Raw genomic sequence first — 15,579 nt, forward strand, 5'->3', positions numbered from 1 at the left:
GCCCGGCGTGAGCTTCGCGAGGTCGGCGACGTCCGAGTGGAGGTCGACCTCCTCCACGGTCCAGGTGTGGCGGCCCCACGGCCGGGCGGGTCCTCGGCCCGTCAGATCAGGGACGCGTACAGCGTGTGGAGGCGGTCGGTGACCGCGTCCAGCGAGAAGGACGTACGGGACAGGCTCCAGGCGGCCTCGGACGCGGCGTCGTTGGCGGCCGGGTCGAGCAGTTCCAGGATCTCCGCCGCCAGGTCCTGCGGCCTGCGGGCGACGCGGCCCGCGCGGGCGCGGGTGAGGTCGCCGGCGAGCCCGTTGGTCGGGGTCACCACCGACGGGACGCCCAGGGACAGGGCCTCCAGCACCGACATGGGGAACGGCTCGTCCACCGACGGCAGGACGTGCACATGGGTGCGGCGCAGTTCGGCCGCCACGGCGTCCGGGGCGAGCGTGCCGAGGTACTCGACGGAGCCGGCGACACCCAGGGAGGCGGCCAGCTTCAGCGCCGCGCCCAGCTCGCCCTCGTCGGCGCCGGCGAGCACGAACCGCGCGTCGGGGTGCCGGCGCAGCACCTCGGGGGCGGCGGCGACGAAGTCCGCGGGGCGTTTGCGGGCCTGCATACGGGCGAGGTAGAGCAGCCGCGGGGGTCCGGCCGGGCGCGGGCGCCGCTCCTGGGCGGGCACGCCGTTGACCAGACGGACCCCGTTGCCGGGGTCGGTGCCGCCCAGCACCGCGTTCAGTGCCCGGCGCTCGTAGGACGTCAGGTGCAGGACGGCGTCCGCGCGCCGCAGCACCCGGCGCACGGCGACCGCGTCCAGCATCCGGGCGAGGACCTTGTCGCTGGGGTCGACCATGCCGTGGGTCTGCACCACCAGCGGGCGGCGCGCGCGCAGCGCGGCCAGCGCGATCGGCAGGGTCACCAGATCGCGGGCGAGGTGCACGTGCACCACGTCGGCCGAGCGCACCAGACGGCGGGCGCCGGCCAGCAGCGCCGGTGAGGTGATCCCGCTGAACCCGGCGCCGGGAAGCACGCGGCGGGCCGGGAACAGGCAGGCGGGACGGCCGTCGACGTCGGCCGGGAGCGGCCCGTCGAATCCGGCGCCGAGGGCGACGATGCGGCTGTCCACACCGCGGGCGGCGAGGCCTGCGGTGAGGTTGACGGCGACCCGGACCGGGCCGCCGAACGCCCGGGTGGGCGTGTGCAGGGTGACCGCGTGCAGGGCCTTCACGACGCGGACTCCTTCCCGGCGGCCTCGGGCGCGGACCGGCGCCCGGCCTCCGGCACCGCCTCGCCGGACCGGTACCCGGCCTCCCGCCCCGCCGCCTCCGGCCGCACCGGCGGCTCCGGCCGAACGGCCGGTCGCGCCGACTCCTGCCCGGCCGTCCCCGCGGCCGACTCCCCCTGCACCGGCGGCTCCCCCCGGACCGGCTCCCGCCCGGGCGCGTGCCCGGACTCCGACTCGGGTACCGGCTCCCGCTCGGGGTCCCCCTTCGAGCCGGACGGTGCGCGGGCGGGGCGCTGCGCGGACGGCTCCCGGAGCGGGCGGTTCCCCGCCGTCGTGTGCAGGGTGAGTTCGGGCAGGTCGCGGCTGAGGACCGCGCCCGCCGCCACCACCGCGTGCCGCCCCACCGTCACACCCGCGAGCACGGTCGCGCGCGTGGCGACCCACGCGCCGTCCTCGATGCGGACGGGCGCGTTGCGGTAGCGGAAGTCGGTGGTGCGGTGGTCGTGGCTGCCGGTGCACAGCAGCGCCTCCTGCGAGACGCACACGTGGGAGCCGATGGTGATCGGCTCCAGGTTCAGCAGCCAGGCGCCCTCGCCGATCCACGTGTGGTCGCCGACCGTGAGCTTCCAGGGCCACAGCACCCGCACCCGGTGCCGTACGAGCACTCCCCGGCCGATCTCCGCGCCGAAGGCCCGCAGCAGCGCGACCCGCACCCGGGCCGGGCAGAACCAGGCCATGAACAGCGTGTTCAGCACGCAGAACCACAGGGCCTGGACGACGATCCCACGCCCCTTGTCGTACCCGGACAATGTGAACGTTCGCAGATCGCGCAAGAGTTCCCCCTCCTCCGCGCTCCACCCTAGGGATTCGCCACGCGGCTCGCACACGAATCCGTAGACTCTGCGAACGGGGAGCGGAGGGGGACCCATGGCGGCGGGAACGCCGGCTGCCGGACCGGCGGCCGCCGTACGACCCGCGCGCGCCGGTGTGGCGGACGCGCGCCGCGGTGTGCCGCGCGGCGCGCTCAGACGGGTGCTGGCCCTGCCGCTGGTCCTGGGCCTGACAGTGCTGCTGCCCGCGTTCGTGGTCCTGCGGGAGGGCGCGGGGTTGCGCGACCAGGCGTACTGGCTGCAACTGGTCCTCACCGTGTACGCGGGCGCCCGGCTGTCCGCGATGATCCTCGGCCGGCACCGCAAGCTCCTCCAGGGCACCTTCTGGCTCTTCGTCTACATGGCGATGGGCATCGCCCCGCTCGCGCAGGCCGTGATGGGCACGTACCCGGTGCCGGTGGCCGGGTCGCGCTCCGACCTGGCGCTGGCGGTGGGTCTGGTGCTGGCGGCCTGTGCGACGTTCGACGCGGGCGCGCTCCTGGTGCGGCCGGGGGTGCGGCCCACGGCCCGTACGGTGTTCCGCCCGGCGACGGTCGCCCGCCGGCGGACGGCGGTGCTGGTGGCGCTGGCGTTCGCCGGGAGCGGGCTGTTCGTCCTGAAACTGGGCGGCCTCGGCGTGTTCTTCGCCAGCCGGATGGAGATCACCCGCTCCATCGACGACAGCGGCGTGGGCGCACCCGGTTCACAGGCCGGCACGGCGATGCTGCGCGGCTTCGGCACCGTCCCGGCGCTGCTGGCGCTGATGGTGGTGACCCGCTGGCTGATCACCTCGCCGAGGGCGCGCGGGCGTCCCCTGCCGTGGCTGACGCTGGCCGCGCTGGCGGGCCTGAACCTGGTCGTCAACAACCCGGTCTCGAATCCGCGGTACTGGTTCCTGACCGTGCTGCTCGCGCTGCTGTTCACCGTCTTCCCGCAGAGCCCCGCGATGTACCGGGCCGCCCTGTCGCTGGGGGTCGCGGCGGCCGTGCTGGTCTTCCCCTTCGCGGACCGGTTCCGCTACGACGACGCGGGCACCCGCACCACGCGGACGTCCTCCGTGCTGGAACCGCTGGTCCTGAAGGACTACGACCAGATGGCCATGTTCGCCAACACGATCACGTACGCCGACGCGGGCAACGGCCACACCTACGGCCGCCAGCTGACCGGGGCCGTGCTGTTCTTCGTGCCCCGGTCGGTGTGGACGGCCAAGCCCCAGGACACCGGGGTGACGGTCAGCGAGTGGATGGCGGCGACGAACACCAACCGATCCTCCCCGCTGTGGGCGGAGCTCTGGCTGGACTTCGGCCCGGTGGGCATGGTCGCCGGGTTCGGGCTGACGGGCTGGGTGGCGGCCCGGGTGGACCGCAGGTACGCGCACGGGGTGCTGCGGGCCGGTCCGGTGAGCGTCCTCACCCTCGCCGTGCCGCTGGTGGCGGGCTACTCGTTCATCCTGCTGCGGGGGCCGCTCCTGCAGGCCTCCGGGCGGATCGCGATCGGTGTGCTGTGCCTGGCGCTGATCACGACGCTGCGCCCGGAGCGGTGGCGGCAGCTGCGCTGACGTCCGCCGCGGTCCCGGGCGGCCGCGCGGCCCGCAGCCAGGCGGCCGCGCCCTTGAGCGCCGAACCCAGGCCGAGGCCCCAGGCCGCGCCCGCGACCCCGGCCCAGGCGTAGCCGGCGAGGAGCAGTGCCGCCGAGACCGGCGAGAACACCAGTTGCACGGGCAGCGTGGCGCGGGGCGCGAGCACCCGCAGGGCGAGCAGCCCGCACACGCCGAAGGCCATCGCCGCGTACTGGGCGCCGGTGGCCGGGAGGACCGTCACCGCCGACTTCCAGGTGTCGCCCAGGAGTTGGCGGCCGTAGCGGGCGGGCAGCGCGTACAGCACGGCGGCCCAGCCGGCGGCCACGGCGGCGAGCGCGGCGCTCGCGGCCAGGGCGGCCCGCCGGGGCGCGGGGTGCCGGGCGAGCAGCGGCGGGCCGAAGCCGGTGGCCGCGTTGAACGCCACGTTCAGCGGTCCGAACAGGGTGGTGGCTCCGCGCAGCGCACCCACCGCGAGCGGGGTCGCGAACAGGCCGAGGGCGAGGACGGCGAGCTGGCTGGTGGCGTTGCCGACGCCGAACTCGACCAGGAAGCGGCGGCCCAGGTGGCCGCGGGCCAGGTAGCGCCGGGCGTCGCCCCGCCCGCCCCGGACGTGCGGCCGCAGCAGCGCCAGGGCCGTGAGCAGGGCGGGCAGCGCGGACAGCCCCCACACCAGGGTGGTGCGGGCCGCGGAGGCGCCGTCCGGCTGCACGGCCAGCAGCGGCAGGACGGCGCCCAGGCGCAGCAGGTCGGTGGCGAGGGCGAGGTGGGGCGCGCGGAGTACGGAGAAGCAGTACCGCAGGGTGTCCTGCGTCAGCGTCACCGGCAGGACGAGGCCGAGGGCCGCGAACACCGACGCGTCGGCCGGGATCGCGGCGGCGGTGGCCGCCAGCAGCACCCCGAGGACGCCCGACGCCCCGGCGGTGAAGACCACCGCGCCCCGGCAGGCCGTCCCCAGGGCCTCCGGCTCGCCCCGGTGCAGTACGAGTTCCTGGCCGACGTACGCGCCGAAGGCGCCGAGCAGGACGCTGAAGACCACGTACGCCGTCGCGAACACGGCGAAGGTGCCGGCCTCGCTGTGCCGGGCGACCAGGACCAGGACGGCGATGTTGGTGAGCGCGCTCACCGCCTGGTCGAGGACGGAGCACAGGACGGCGGTGCGCGCCCTCACCGGGTGCCCGAGGACAGGGTGTCCCGGGCGGCGGTCCGCGCGGTCGCGGTCCGCTCCCGCTCCGCCGCCGCGGGGGCGGCCGGCTGCCGCCGGCGGCCCCTGCGCTGCCCGTCGGTGGCGTGAAGGACCGCGCCGAGGACCTGGCCGCCGGCTCCGTCGATGAGTTCGCGGACGCGTTCGAGGGCGGTCCGGGCGGTGGTGCGCGGGTCGCACACGACCACGACCCCGTCGACGCGGTCGACGAGGGCCAGCGCGTCGGCGTACGAGAGCACGGGCGGGGCGAGGACCACGACCGTGGTGTTCGGGGTGTCGGCCTGGTCGATCAGGCGGGTGGTGGCGGAGGAGGTGAGGGTGCGGGCCACGTGCGGGACGCGGGCTCCGGGGACGAGTTCGAAGGTGCCGGACTCGCCCGCATCGACGGTGACGTGCCGGCCGCCGGGCCAGGGGGTGCCGTCCGCCGCCGGCCCGCGTGCCCAGCCGGCGCGGGCGCCGGGCGCCTCGGGCAGCCGGCCGGCCAGGCCGGGGCGGCGCAGGTCGGCCTCGACGAGCAGGGCGGCCATGCCGGTCTCGGCGAAACAGGCGGTGAGGTTGACGGCGACGGCGGCGGCCGTGGTGCCCTCGCCGTTCGGCTCGACGACCAGCAGCCGGCGCCGGTCGGCGAAGTGCCGGTCGTAGGCCAGCCGGAAGGCCACGGAGCGGTACTGCTCGGCGAGGGCGCCGTCGGCGGCGAGCAGCGGCTCCGCCGGGCCCTTCGGCAGGGCGGCGAGCACGGGGGCGCGCAGTGCGCGGGCCACGGTGTCCGCCGAGCGGGCCGACGGGTCGAAGATCATCCTCAGCCAGGCGCCGAGCAGGCCGAGCGCGAGGCCGATCACCCCGCCCAGCGCGATCAGCAGCGGCGTGCCGAGGCCCTCCGCGTTCGCCGGCGGCTCGGCCGTCACGGTGACGTAGCCGGGCGTGGTGTCCAGGGCCTTCAGCTCGCTGATGTTGTTGATGAGCTGGGTGATCTGGGCCAGCAGGTTGGCCTGGGCGGCGAGCACGGTGCTCTTCTCGGTGTCGCCCTGGAGCCGGTCGATCTGGTCGAGGAGGTCCTCGCGCTGCTTGGCCAGCGGGTCGAGCTGGTTCCGGTAGCCCTGGACCATGGTGGCGACGGTGCCGGCGGTCTGCTTCTGGCGGTGGTCGAGGTAGGCCTGCGCGAAGGCGTTGGCGCCCCGGGCGGCGGCCTTCGGGGTGCTCGCGACGTAACTGAACTTGAGCACCAGCGTGTTGGGCGGGTTGGTCACCTGCAGGTGGCGCTGCAGCTCGCCGACGTCCGCGGGTCCCCTGCCGAGCCGCTCGGCGGCGCGTGCGGCCACCGTGTTCCCGGCGGCCGTCTGCCGCTCGCTGCCGATGTCGACCTGCTTGTCGGCGGACGTGCCGTTGGCGGCGTACGGGTTGACGATGGCCGCCCGGACGAGGACCTCGCTGGAGGACTCGTAGGCCGGCGCCGTGCCGAAGGCGAACCAGCAGCCGGCGAGCAGGCCCGCGAGCAGGCCGCCGGCCACCAGGACGCGGTGCCGCAGGACCTGCTGCACCTGGTCGCGCAGGAGCTCCGGCTCGTCCTGCTGACCGCGTGCCTCGTCGCTCATGCGCGTGCCGCTCCTTCGTGCGCGGTGGTGCCCCGGTGCAGTGCCTCGGCGAGCACGTCGTCCAGGCGGCCGAGGCCGGCCGCGCGTCTCAGCCGCTCGTCCACGTACGCGGGCCCGCGGGCCCCCAGCCGGTCCGCCGCCGCCGGGTCGGCCGCCAGCTCCCGCACCGCCCGCAGCACGGCCGCCGGGTCCTCCGGCGGGACCAGCACGCCGGCACCCGAGCGGCGCACCTCGTCGGCGGTGCCGCCCTCGGCCGCGACGGAGGCGAGGACGGGGCGCCCGGCGGCGAAGTAGGAGGTGAGCTTGGACGGCACACTCATGTCGAGCACGGAGGCCCGCTGGGTGACCGCGAGGACGTCGGCGGCGGCGAGGACGTCGGGGAAGCTGGCTTCGTCGGCGGGCGGCAGGAAGTACAGGTTGGGCAGGCCGCGGCCGCGTTCGCGCAGGGCGGCGCGCTGGTTGCCGTCGCCCATGAGGACGAAGTCGGTGCCGGGGTCGAGCCGGGCCGCGTCGACGAGGACCTCCAGTCCCTGCTTCAGGCCCATGTTGCCCGAGTGCAGGACGACGGGGCGGTCCCGCGGCCAGCCGAGCCGGGCCCTGGTCTCGGCGCGCGGCCGCGACGGGCGGGCCACGTGGGACCAGTTGGGCACGAGCCGGATGCGGGCGGGCTCGACGCCCATCGCCTCCACCCGGGGCCGGAAGCTGTCGTGGATGACGCCGACGAGGGTGGCGCGGCCCAGGGCGTACCGTTCGGCGCGCGCGGCCACGGCGGCCGCCCGGTCGCCGCCCCTTATGCCGCTCTGCGCGGCGGCGGCGCCCATCAGGTCCTGCACGACGGGCACGAACGGCACCCCGTGACGGCGGGCGATCCGGGCGGCGGCCACCGCGCCCGCGAGGCTCGGCATCTGCGCGACGACGGCGTCCGGGCGCCGCATGCGGGGCGGCGCGGCCAGCTGGTGGGCGAGCAGCGACGCCTCGAACAGGGCCCGGCGCAGGGCGGTCTGCCGGGCCGGCACGGTGTGTCTTCGCCGGTGCACGGTGACCCCGCCGCGCTGCTCCGTCGTCCGCCAGAAACCCGCGTACGCCGGGTCCACCCGCCAGGACGGGTAGTGCGGCATGCCCGCCAGGACGTGCGTGTCGGCGCCGCGGGCCGCCCAGTGCTCGGCGAGCTGGGTGGCGTACGGGCCGATGCCCGTGTGCTCGGGCGCGTAGTTGGTGGACACCAGCAGCAGACGCCGGCCGGTCAGGGCGCCGTGCTCGGCCGGTTCCTTCGCGTCGTGCTCTTCGCGGGCATGTGCGGGCTCCGATCCGGTCAACGCCGGTCCCCTTCCCCCCAGAAGCGATCCCCGCCCACCTTAACCGTTCACCCGATCTCCAGGTGGGCTTCACAGTAAGGTCGGTGGACCATCAACTGCCGCTGGCGGATTGACGTTCACTGTGGGGGGAGAACGCATGGTCCATCGAGTCGGTTATGCGCCGGGGGTCTACGACCTGTTCCACATCGGCCATCTCAACATCCTTCGGCACGCCCGCAGCCAGTGCGACTACCTGGTCGCCGGGGTGGTCTCGGACGAGATGGCCGAGTTCGCCAAGGGCCGCCGTCCGGTGATCCCGCTGCCGGAGCGCCTGGAGCTCGTGCGCAGCGTCCGGCACGTGGACGCCGCGTTCGTCGAGACGGTCCCCGACAAGCTGGAGACCTGGAAGCAGGTGCGCTTCGACGTCCTCTTCAAGGGCGACGACTGGCGGGGGACCGAGAAGGGCGAGCGGCTGGAGCGGGACTTCGCCGGCGTCGGCGTCGAGGTCGTCTACTTCCCGTACACCGTCCACACCTCCAGCACTCTGCTGAGCAGGGCGCTGGACAAGCTGGTCACGCCGGGTTCCGGGGAAGCGCGGAGAGCTCCCTGAACCACTTGGCGAGGAACGCCACCAGGAACAGGGCGTGCGTGGCGGCCAGCACGGCGTAGGCCACGCGGAAGACGGGCGGTGCGCCGAGCGCGAGGAACACCAGGCAGAACACCCCGTAGTCCACCGGCAGCAGGGCGACGGCCCGCGCCCGGGAGGGCACGGCCGCCGGGGTGGCGCCGGCGCCCCGGCCCCGCTTGAGCTGCTCGGTCAGCAGTCCGCCGCAGAAGGTCACTACGGCCGCGAACTGGAAACCCAGGGGGATCAGCAGCCAGCCGTCGCCGGGCAGGTCGAAGAAGCGGTGGAACGCGATCAGGACGGCGGTGTGCAGCGCCACCATCTTGGCGCAGTCCACCACGTGGTCCAGCCACTCCCCTGCCGGTCCGCCGGTGCCGGTGAGCCGGGCGAGCTGCCCGTCGGCGGAGTCGAAGGCGAAGCCGGCGGCCAGCGCGGCGTACACCGCGACGGCCAGCGGCCACGAGGGCCGGACGAGCGCCACGGCGGCGATGCCGGCGAAGGTGAACGCGGCGCTGACCAGGGTGACCTGGTTGGGCGTCAGGCCGAGACGGTACGCCCCCGCCGCCAGGTAACGGCCCGCCGGCCGGTTGACGTACCTCGAGTACAGCGACACGCCCTTCGCGGACTTCTGCGCCCCGCGCAGCTCCCCCAGTACCGTCGTTGCCACGAGCCCCCCTCGTGTCCCCGCGCGGCACCGACCCCCCGGCGCCCGCGAACTGCGGTGGTTTCCCGCCCGGACGGCGAACCGGCGTTCGGGCGGGTGGACGCCATGATGGCACGCGGCGAACGGGGGCGGGTGGTGTTCGGGACGCCGGGGAGCGGCACGGCGGTCTCCCCGCCCCCGGCGGGCCCGTACGGGAACGACGGGGCGGGACCGCAGTCCGGCCGTCCGGCGGCCCCGGCCGGGGACCCTCACGCCGTGCGGGCCGGGAAAAGGGAGGGGCCCGGCCACCGGCAGACGCCGGCGCCGGGCCCCTCCGGGCGCGTCAGGGGGTCACAGGGCGAGACCGGTCAGCACCAGCACCCGCTCGTAGGTGTAGTCCTCCATCGCGGAGCGGACGCCCTCGCGGCCCACGCCGGACTGCTTGACGCCGCCGTACGGCATCTGGTCGGCGCGGTAGGACGGGACGTCGCCGACGACCACGCCACCGACCTCCAGCTCGCGGTGGGCGCGGAAGGCGGTCTGCAGGTCATGGGTGAACACACCCGCCTGGAGCCCGTACTTGGAGCTGTTGACGGCGGCGAAGGCGGCGGCGTCGCCGTCCACCTTCTGCACGGTGAGGACCGGCCCGAAAACCTCCTCGCAGGCGATCGTCACATCGGCGGGCACGTCGGCGAGGACGGTCGGCGCGTAGGTGGCGCCGTCGCGCTCGCCGCCGGTGAGCAGGGTCGCCCCGGCCTCGACGGCCTCCCGCACCCAGGACTCGACCCGCTTCGCGGCGTCCTCGCTGACCAGCGGTCCGACGTCGGTCTTGTCGTCGGCCGGGTCCCCGGTCACCTGGGCCTCGACGGCGGCGACGACGCGCGGCAGCAGGCGGTCGTAGACCGCGGCGTCGGCGATCACGCGCTGCACCGAGATGCAGGACTGGCCGCCCTGGTAGTTGGAGAAGGTGGCGATACGGCTCGCGGCCCAGTCGAGGTCCTCGTCGCTCGCGTAGTCGGCGAGGACGACGGCCGCGCCGTTGCCGCCCAGTTCCAGGGTGCAGTGCTTGCGCGGCACCGAGTCCATGATCGCGTAGCCGACCTTCTCGGAACCGGTGAACGAGATCACCGGCAGCCGCTCGTCCTGGACGAGGGCGGGCATGCGCTCGTTGGAGACCGTCAGGATGCTCCACGAACCGGCCGGCAGGTCCGTCTCGGCGAGCAGCTCGCCCAGCACCAGACCGGACAGCGGGGTGGCCGGGGCGGGCTTCAGGATGATCGGGGCGCCGGCGGCGACGGCCGGGGCGACCTTGTGGGCGCACAGGTTCAGCGGGAAGTTGAACGGCGCGATACCGAGGACGACACCCTTGGGGAAGCGGCGGGTGAGGGCGAGCCGGCCCTGGCCGCCGGCGTCGGTGTCGAGACGCTGCGCCTCGCCGCCGTTGAACCGCCGGGCCTCCTCGGCGGCGAACCGGAACACGGAGGCGGCACGGCCGACCTCACCCCGGGCCCACTTGATCGGCTTGCCGTTCTCGGCGGAGATCAGCTGCGCGATCTCCTCGGTGCGCTCGACCAGCCGCGTGGCGACGTGGTTCAGGGCGGCGGCCCGCACGTGCGCCGGGGTGGCGGCGAACTCGTCCCGCACGGCGTACGCGGCGGCCACGGCCTCCTCGACCTGGGCGTCGGTGGGCACGCTCACCTTGCCGACCAGCCGCCCGTCGTAGGGGTTGGTGACGTCGAAGGTGTCCTCGCCGGTGACCTGGCGGCCGGCGAGCCAGAAGGCGTGGGTGGAAGTCATGTACGAGTCCCGGCCCTTCCCGTTGGGGTGTGGTCAATGGATGGCGTGCTCCACGGTAGGGCGGGAGGCGCCGTCCGGCGTTTGTCCGAGCCGTAGCACTGGGCCCCGCCGACACACCGAATTGGCCTAGCCAGGAGCCTCCCGGCCGAAGGCCCGCCCTCCACCACACGCCATCGCCCCGCCGCCCCCGACCGCGGACCCCGAGCCGCGGCCCGTCGCGCCGTCCCGGCGGCGAAGGCAGGCACCCGGCCACCCCGAACCGCGGGCACCCGTGCCGCCGGAGCGGCACCGGTGGGCGCGGGCGGCACCCCGCACGCCGGGCCCGCGACCCGACGCGGCCTCCGCACACCACCGGGCACCCACCCGGCCGACGCCCGGGTCACCCCCCGAACGCCGCCCGAGGCAGCCCGCCCGGACCGACTCAGTCGGAGGACGTCGCCTTCAGCGCCAACCACAGCTCCATACGCACGTCCGGATCGTCCAGGGAGCGCCCGAGGATCTCCTCGACCCGCCGCATGCGGTACCGGAGCGTGTGCCGGTGCACTCCGAGGTCGGCCGCGGCCGCGTCCCACTGGCCGTGCCGCGAGAGCCAGGCCCGCAGGGAGGCCACCAGGTCCCCGCGCCCGGTGGCGTCGTGCTCGTACAGCGCGCGCAGCAGCCCGTCGGCGAAGGCCCGCACCGCGTCGTCGGCCAGCAGCGGCAGCACCGAGCCCGACGCCACCTGGTCGTGCTCGACGAGCACCCGGCCCCGCCGCCGCGCCACCGACAGCGCCTGCTCGGCCTGCTTGTACGCGGCCGCCGCGGCGATCGGGCCGGCGGGCGCCGACAGCCCGACGACCACTTCCTCCTCGTCCCCGCCGGGCGCCTGCTCGCGCACGGTGGCGGACCGTGCCTCCTCCAGCGCCGCCGCGTACGTCCCGCACGCCGCGACGGCCGCGCCCCCGTCGGCCGCCAGCACCACCAGCCGCTCCCCCTCGGGGACGACCAGGACGGCCTCCCCGGAGCGCGCGGCCGCCGCCTCCACGACCTCGGCGAGCCCCGCCAGCGGGTGGCCCGCGGAGCCGACGGCCGGCAGGGCGGGGGAGGGCCCGGCGGCGGGCGTCCAGGCGTCGGCGTGCGCCCGCGCGGGCGGCGCCGGGACCGACTCGGCCACGATCATCCGGAAGGGCGCGTCCAGCAGCCCGCCGTACAGGTCGCCCGCGGCGGCCCGGGCGTGGTCCTGCTGCCCGGCGAGCAGCATCCGCAGCACGGCCGCGCCGACGCGCTGCTCGGCGGCGTGCAGGGACCGCGAGCGTTCCGTGGTCAGCGTCATCAGGGCGATGGCGGAGTGGACGGCGTACCGCTCGGCGGTGCCGAGGGTCGCGGCCGTGCCGACGGCGAGGGCGGCGCGCGGACGCCGTCCGGTGCCTATGGAGTGCAGTTCGACGCGGTCCTCGGTCTGGGGCCCGCCGACGACCGAGCTGGCGGGCGCGGGCCGGTCCCGCAGCCGCTCCACCTCGGTCGTGAGCCGGGCCGCCCGCCGCCCCGCCCACTCCGGCGCGGTCGCGACCACGGCGCCCGAGGCGTCGTACAGGGCCGCCCAGCCGTCGACCTGGGCGGCGAGCGCGGCGAGCAGACCCTCGGGGCCGGCGTTCAGCGCCTGCCGGGTCAGCTCGCGCTGGGCGGCGAATCCGGCGGTGACCGCCCGGTACTGGTCGGCGGCGATGGCGGCCGAGACGGCCTTGCTGATCGCGAGGAACGGGGTGCGCCGGGGGACCTCCAGCAGCGGCAGGCCCTCCTGCTCGGCGGCGTCGACGAGCGCCTTGGGTATCTCGTCGTAGTTGACCCCGACGGCGAAGCCGAGCCCGACCACCCCGGCGCCGACCAGCCGCTTCACATAGCGGCGCATGGCCTCGGCGTCCTCCGCGTCCAGCTTCAGGGCGGTGATCAGCAGCAGCTCCCCGCCCTCCATGTACGGCACGGGGTCGGCCAGCTCGCTGACGTGCGCCCAGCGGACGGGCACATCCAGGCCGTCCTCGCCCGCACGCACGGTCAGCTTGAGCGCGGAGTGGTGGACGAGCGAGGCGAGCGTGGGGGGCATGGGGCCTTCAGGTCTGCGGAGATCGGGTGATCGTTGTGATCTTTTGGCCGCCGCGTATGAACGACCTCTGTCGATTCTGCCTCACCGTACGGTCACCGTGTGACCGTACGGTGCGATGTTCGGGTCGTCCGTCCGCGTTCAGCTCCGCAGGTCCACCAGCAGCGGCGGCGCGTGCTCGCCGCGCACGGTCGTCAGCGACAGCACCGCGTGCCCGGGCGGCACCTCGTGGGCCAGCCGGGAGGCCGACCAGCGCTCGCGCTCGACCTGCTTCACGGTCACCGCGTCCGTGGTGACGGCCTTCCCGGTGACCAGCTTGCGCAGGGCGTGCAGGGCCCGGGTCATCGGCTGGTCGGCGAAGACGGTGTGCTGGGCGACCTCCTTCGTCTCCACCCACTCGGTGCCCCAGGCGTGCGCGAACCGGCTGCCGTCCCAGGTGGTGACCCCGGACAGCGCCATGCGGCAGCCGACGGCGCCGAGCAGCGGGCCGTGCAGCGCCTCGGGGACGTCGGCGACCGACCGCAGCGCGAGGACCACACCGGCGTTCTGGGAGCGCAGCCGCTGGACGCGGCGCACCGACTCGGTGGTGACGGCCCCGGTGGCGTCGTCGAGCACCAGGCAGGCGAAGTGGGGACGGCGCGTGTCGCGCACGACGGTGGTGAACTGCGCCAGCACCAGCCGCGTGATCAGCCGGGACGCCTCCTCGTGGCCGCGTTCGGGCAGGTCGACGCGGACCCGGAGCGGGTGGTGGGCCACGGCCCGCAGGGAGAACGGCCGTCCCGTGCCGCCGGAGCCGAAGAAGTCGGCGAACACCGGCCGGTCCAGCAGCGCGAGCCGGCCGGCGAGCGCCGGACCGGCGTCGGCCGCGGTGCCGGCCTGGCGCAGACGGGCGTCCAGGTCGCGGCGCATCACGGCGTGCTCGTCCCCGGCGAGGGCGGCACGCAGCGCCGACAGTGCCGCCGGCTCGCCCTCCAGGAGTTCGCGCAGCACCGGCAGCGGCGGGAAGTGCCCGTGCACGGCCCGGTAGGGACCGAGCAGCTGGGCGAGCGCGGTGGCGGCGCCCTGGGCGCCGACGGTGTCGAGGTCTCCCACGAGGGCCTCGGCGAGGACGGCGGCGGCCTCGTCCGGGTCGTCGGCCTCCGCGTACGGGTCCAGGTCGTGGACGGATTCGCGGTCGCCGATGCGGACGACGACGTCGAAGGCCGGGTCCGGGGCGAGCGGGGTCCCGGCGGCGCAGACGGCGACGACGGCGCACCGGCCGGTCAGCGTCTGCAGCGCGAGCGCCTCCGTGACCGGTGCGACGACGTTGCGGGTCTTCCCGGAGCCGGGCGGTCCCACCACGAGCAGGGAGGTGCCGAGGGCGGCGGGGTCTAGGGCGGCGTCCGCGCCGTCGTAGGCGCGCGGGCCCCGCTCCCCCGGTACCCACCGGCCGAGGCGCACCTGCCCCTCGAGCAGGTCGTGCCGGGCCGTGCGGCCCGGCAGGTCGCGCGCCCCGGACGGGTGCGTCCAGGCGGCGGCGCCGTGCCGCAGCACCGTGTCCGTGAAGTCGGCGAGGCGGGCGCCGCCGCGGGCCCGCGTCCAGGCGTGCTCCACGCGCGCGCAGTCGACGTCGTTCATCCGGCCCCCCGCCACCTCGGCGGACAGCAGGTCCGCCGCCTGGTGCTGCCCGGCGTCGCGCAGGTCCGGCCACTGCGACCGGGGCAGGACGGCGGCCGGCACGGCGGCGGGCTCCGTCCGGGCCCGGCGGCGCGCCGCGAGCTCCCGGCCGTACGCCCACCAGCCGCCGAGCCGGGCGAACGGCCACACGACCAGCAGGGTGATCAGGGCGTACAGCCCGTCGGTGAACAGCTGCGAGGTGAACAGGCCGTAGCCGCCCGAGACGAGGACGACGAGCGAGAAGACCGGGTCGACGACCGGCAGGGCGTCCCAGCCGACGCCCGGGAAGGCGTTCGGGAAGACGAGGCTGAGCACGATCAGGGCGCCGGCGGCGGCATACAGGGCCCGGGCGGGCTGCGGGCGGCGGCCGACGAAGTGACGCAGGACGTCGGGCCAGCCGCCCAGGCGGCCCACGGCGTACACGAGCACGGCGAAGAAGACGCCGTCCTGGACGACGAGGGCCTCGCGGCCCTCCATGCCCTTCGGGGACACGGTGCCGCCCCACCACCAGTCGTCCGGCGTGAACAGCTTCAGCACCACCCACTGGTACGGGAAGCCGCCGTGCCGCCACAGGGACCACAGCACGAGAGCCACGACCAGCGGGATGAGCAGGCCGACGACCGTGACGGGGGCGAGCCGCTCCGGTTGCCGGGTGTCCTTCGGCGGGCGGTGCCCCAGCCGCCAGATGCCCGGCCCGGCGGCGGGGCGGGGCTCGTCGAGCCAGTCGGCGACGGCCGCCCGGGGCCCGTACCCGGACGCCCCGGCGCCGGTGTACGGCGGTGCGGCCGCGGGCCCCGGCGGCACCGCCGGCCGCGGCGGCGCCGCGGGAGCGTGCCCCGGCATCGCCGGGCGCGGCACGGGGTTCGCATGCGTGCCGCGTGCTTCCTGCGTCCCGTCGTCCATCGCCCTTGCCCCCTGAGCAGCCGTTCCGTCCACCGTCCGCGGGCCAATCTAACGCCCGGGCCGGGGAGTTCACCGTTGGCGCGGCACGGCGCGCGGCATCCCGGCCCGGCTTCCGCCGACGTACCCCC

10 protein-coding genes and 1 pseudogene are annotated in these 15,579 nt (G+C 75.8%); 2 read left to right on the plus strand and 9 right to left on the minus strand.

Going from position 1 to position 15,579, the window contains the following annotated elements; all coding sequences use genetic code 11:
* Positions 1-101 precede the first annotated feature (101 nt).
* A complete protein-coding gene (locus ACWDNY_RS12695) occupies positions 102-1,217 on the minus strand; it encodes a glycosyltransferase (RefSeq protein WP_451645740.1) in 1,116 nt (371 codons plus the stop codon).
* Positions 1,218-1,516: 299 nt separating this feature from the next.
* Positions 1,517-2,047 (minus strand): annotated as a pseudogene (locus tag ACWDNY_RS12700) (WcaF family extracellular polysaccharide biosynthesis acetyltransferase); the annotation flags it as partial.
* Positions 2,048-2,141: 94 nt separating this feature from the next.
* Between ACWDNY_RS12700 and ACWDNY_RS12705 the strand changes: the two are divergent.
* The gene (locus ACWDNY_RS12705; protein ID WP_451645741.1) at positions 2,142-3,641 is read left to right on the plus strand and encodes a hypothetical protein; all 1,500 of its coding nucleotides are present in this window, start codon (positions 2,142-2,144) and stop codon (positions 3,639-3,641) included.
* Here the strand turns inward: ACWDNY_RS12705 and ACWDNY_RS12710 are convergent.
* The 3 genes from ACWDNY_RS12710 to ACWDNY_RS12720 are packed head-to-tail and all read right to left on the minus strand — an operon-like array spanning position 3,601 to position 7,702.
* Complete coding sequence (locus tag ACWDNY_RS12710) at positions 3,601-4,830, minus strand: hypothetical protein (protein ID WP_451645742.1); 1,230 nt, start codon at positions 4,828-4,830, stop codon at positions 3,601-3,603. The genes ACWDNY_RS12705 and ACWDNY_RS12710 overlap by 41 nt on opposite strands.
* Entirely contained in the window at positions 4,827-6,455 is a 1,629-nt protein-coding gene (locus ACWDNY_RS12715; protein WP_451645743.1) for a lipopolysaccharide biosynthesis protein, read from the minus strand. The genes ACWDNY_RS12710 and ACWDNY_RS12715 overlap by 4 nt, the downstream gene beginning before the upstream one ends.
* The gene (locus tag ACWDNY_RS12720; RefSeq protein ID WP_451645803.1) at positions 6,452-7,702 is read right to left on the minus strand and encodes a glycosyltransferase; all 1,251 of its coding nucleotides are present in this window, start codon (positions 7,700-7,702) and stop codon (positions 6,452-6,454) included. The genes ACWDNY_RS12715 and ACWDNY_RS12720 overlap by 4 nt, the downstream gene beginning before the upstream one ends.
* A 205-nt stretch (positions 7,703-7,907) precedes the next feature.
* On the opposite strand from ACWDNY_RS12720, the gene ACWDNY_RS12725 reads away from it, so the two are divergent.
* A complete protein-coding gene (locus tag ACWDNY_RS12725; RefSeq protein WP_451645744.1) occupies positions 7,908-8,360 on the plus strand; it encodes an adenylyltransferase/cytidyltransferase family protein in 453 nt (150 codons plus the stop codon).
* Here ACWDNY_RS12725 and ACWDNY_RS12730 read toward each other — a convergent pair.
* The 4 genes from ACWDNY_RS12730 to ACWDNY_RS12745 form a co-directional block, all read right to left on the minus strand.
* Positions 8,323-9,042, minus strand: a complete 720-nt coding sequence (locus ACWDNY_RS12730) for a CDP-alcohol phosphatidyltransferase family protein (RefSeq protein WP_451645745.1) — start codon at positions 9,040-9,042, stop codon at positions 8,323-8,325. The genes ACWDNY_RS12725 and ACWDNY_RS12730 overlap by 38 nt on opposite strands.
* 327 nt (positions 9,043-9,369) lie before the next feature.
* The gene (locus ACWDNY_RS12735) at positions 9,370-10,815 is read right to left on the minus strand and encodes an aldehyde dehydrogenase family protein (RefSeq protein ID WP_451645746.1); all 1,446 of its coding nucleotides are present in this window, start codon (positions 10,813-10,815) and stop codon (positions 9,370-9,372) included.
* Between the two features lie 421 nt (positions 10,816-11,236).
* Complete coding sequence (locus ACWDNY_RS12740; protein ID WP_451645747.1) at positions 11,237-12,895, minus strand: PucR family transcriptional regulator; 1,659 nt, start codon at positions 12,893-12,895, stop codon at positions 11,237-11,239.
* 138 nt (positions 12,896-13,033) lie between these two features.
* Positions 13,034-15,451, minus strand: a complete 2,418-nt coding sequence (locus tag ACWDNY_RS12745) for an ATP/GTP-binding protein (RefSeq protein WP_451645748.1) — start codon at positions 15,449-15,451, stop codon at positions 13,034-13,036.
* Between the last annotated feature and the right edge of the window lie 128 nt (positions 15,452-15,579).

The sequence above is a fragment of the Streptomyces sp. NPDC003697 genome, assembly GCF_053587115.1.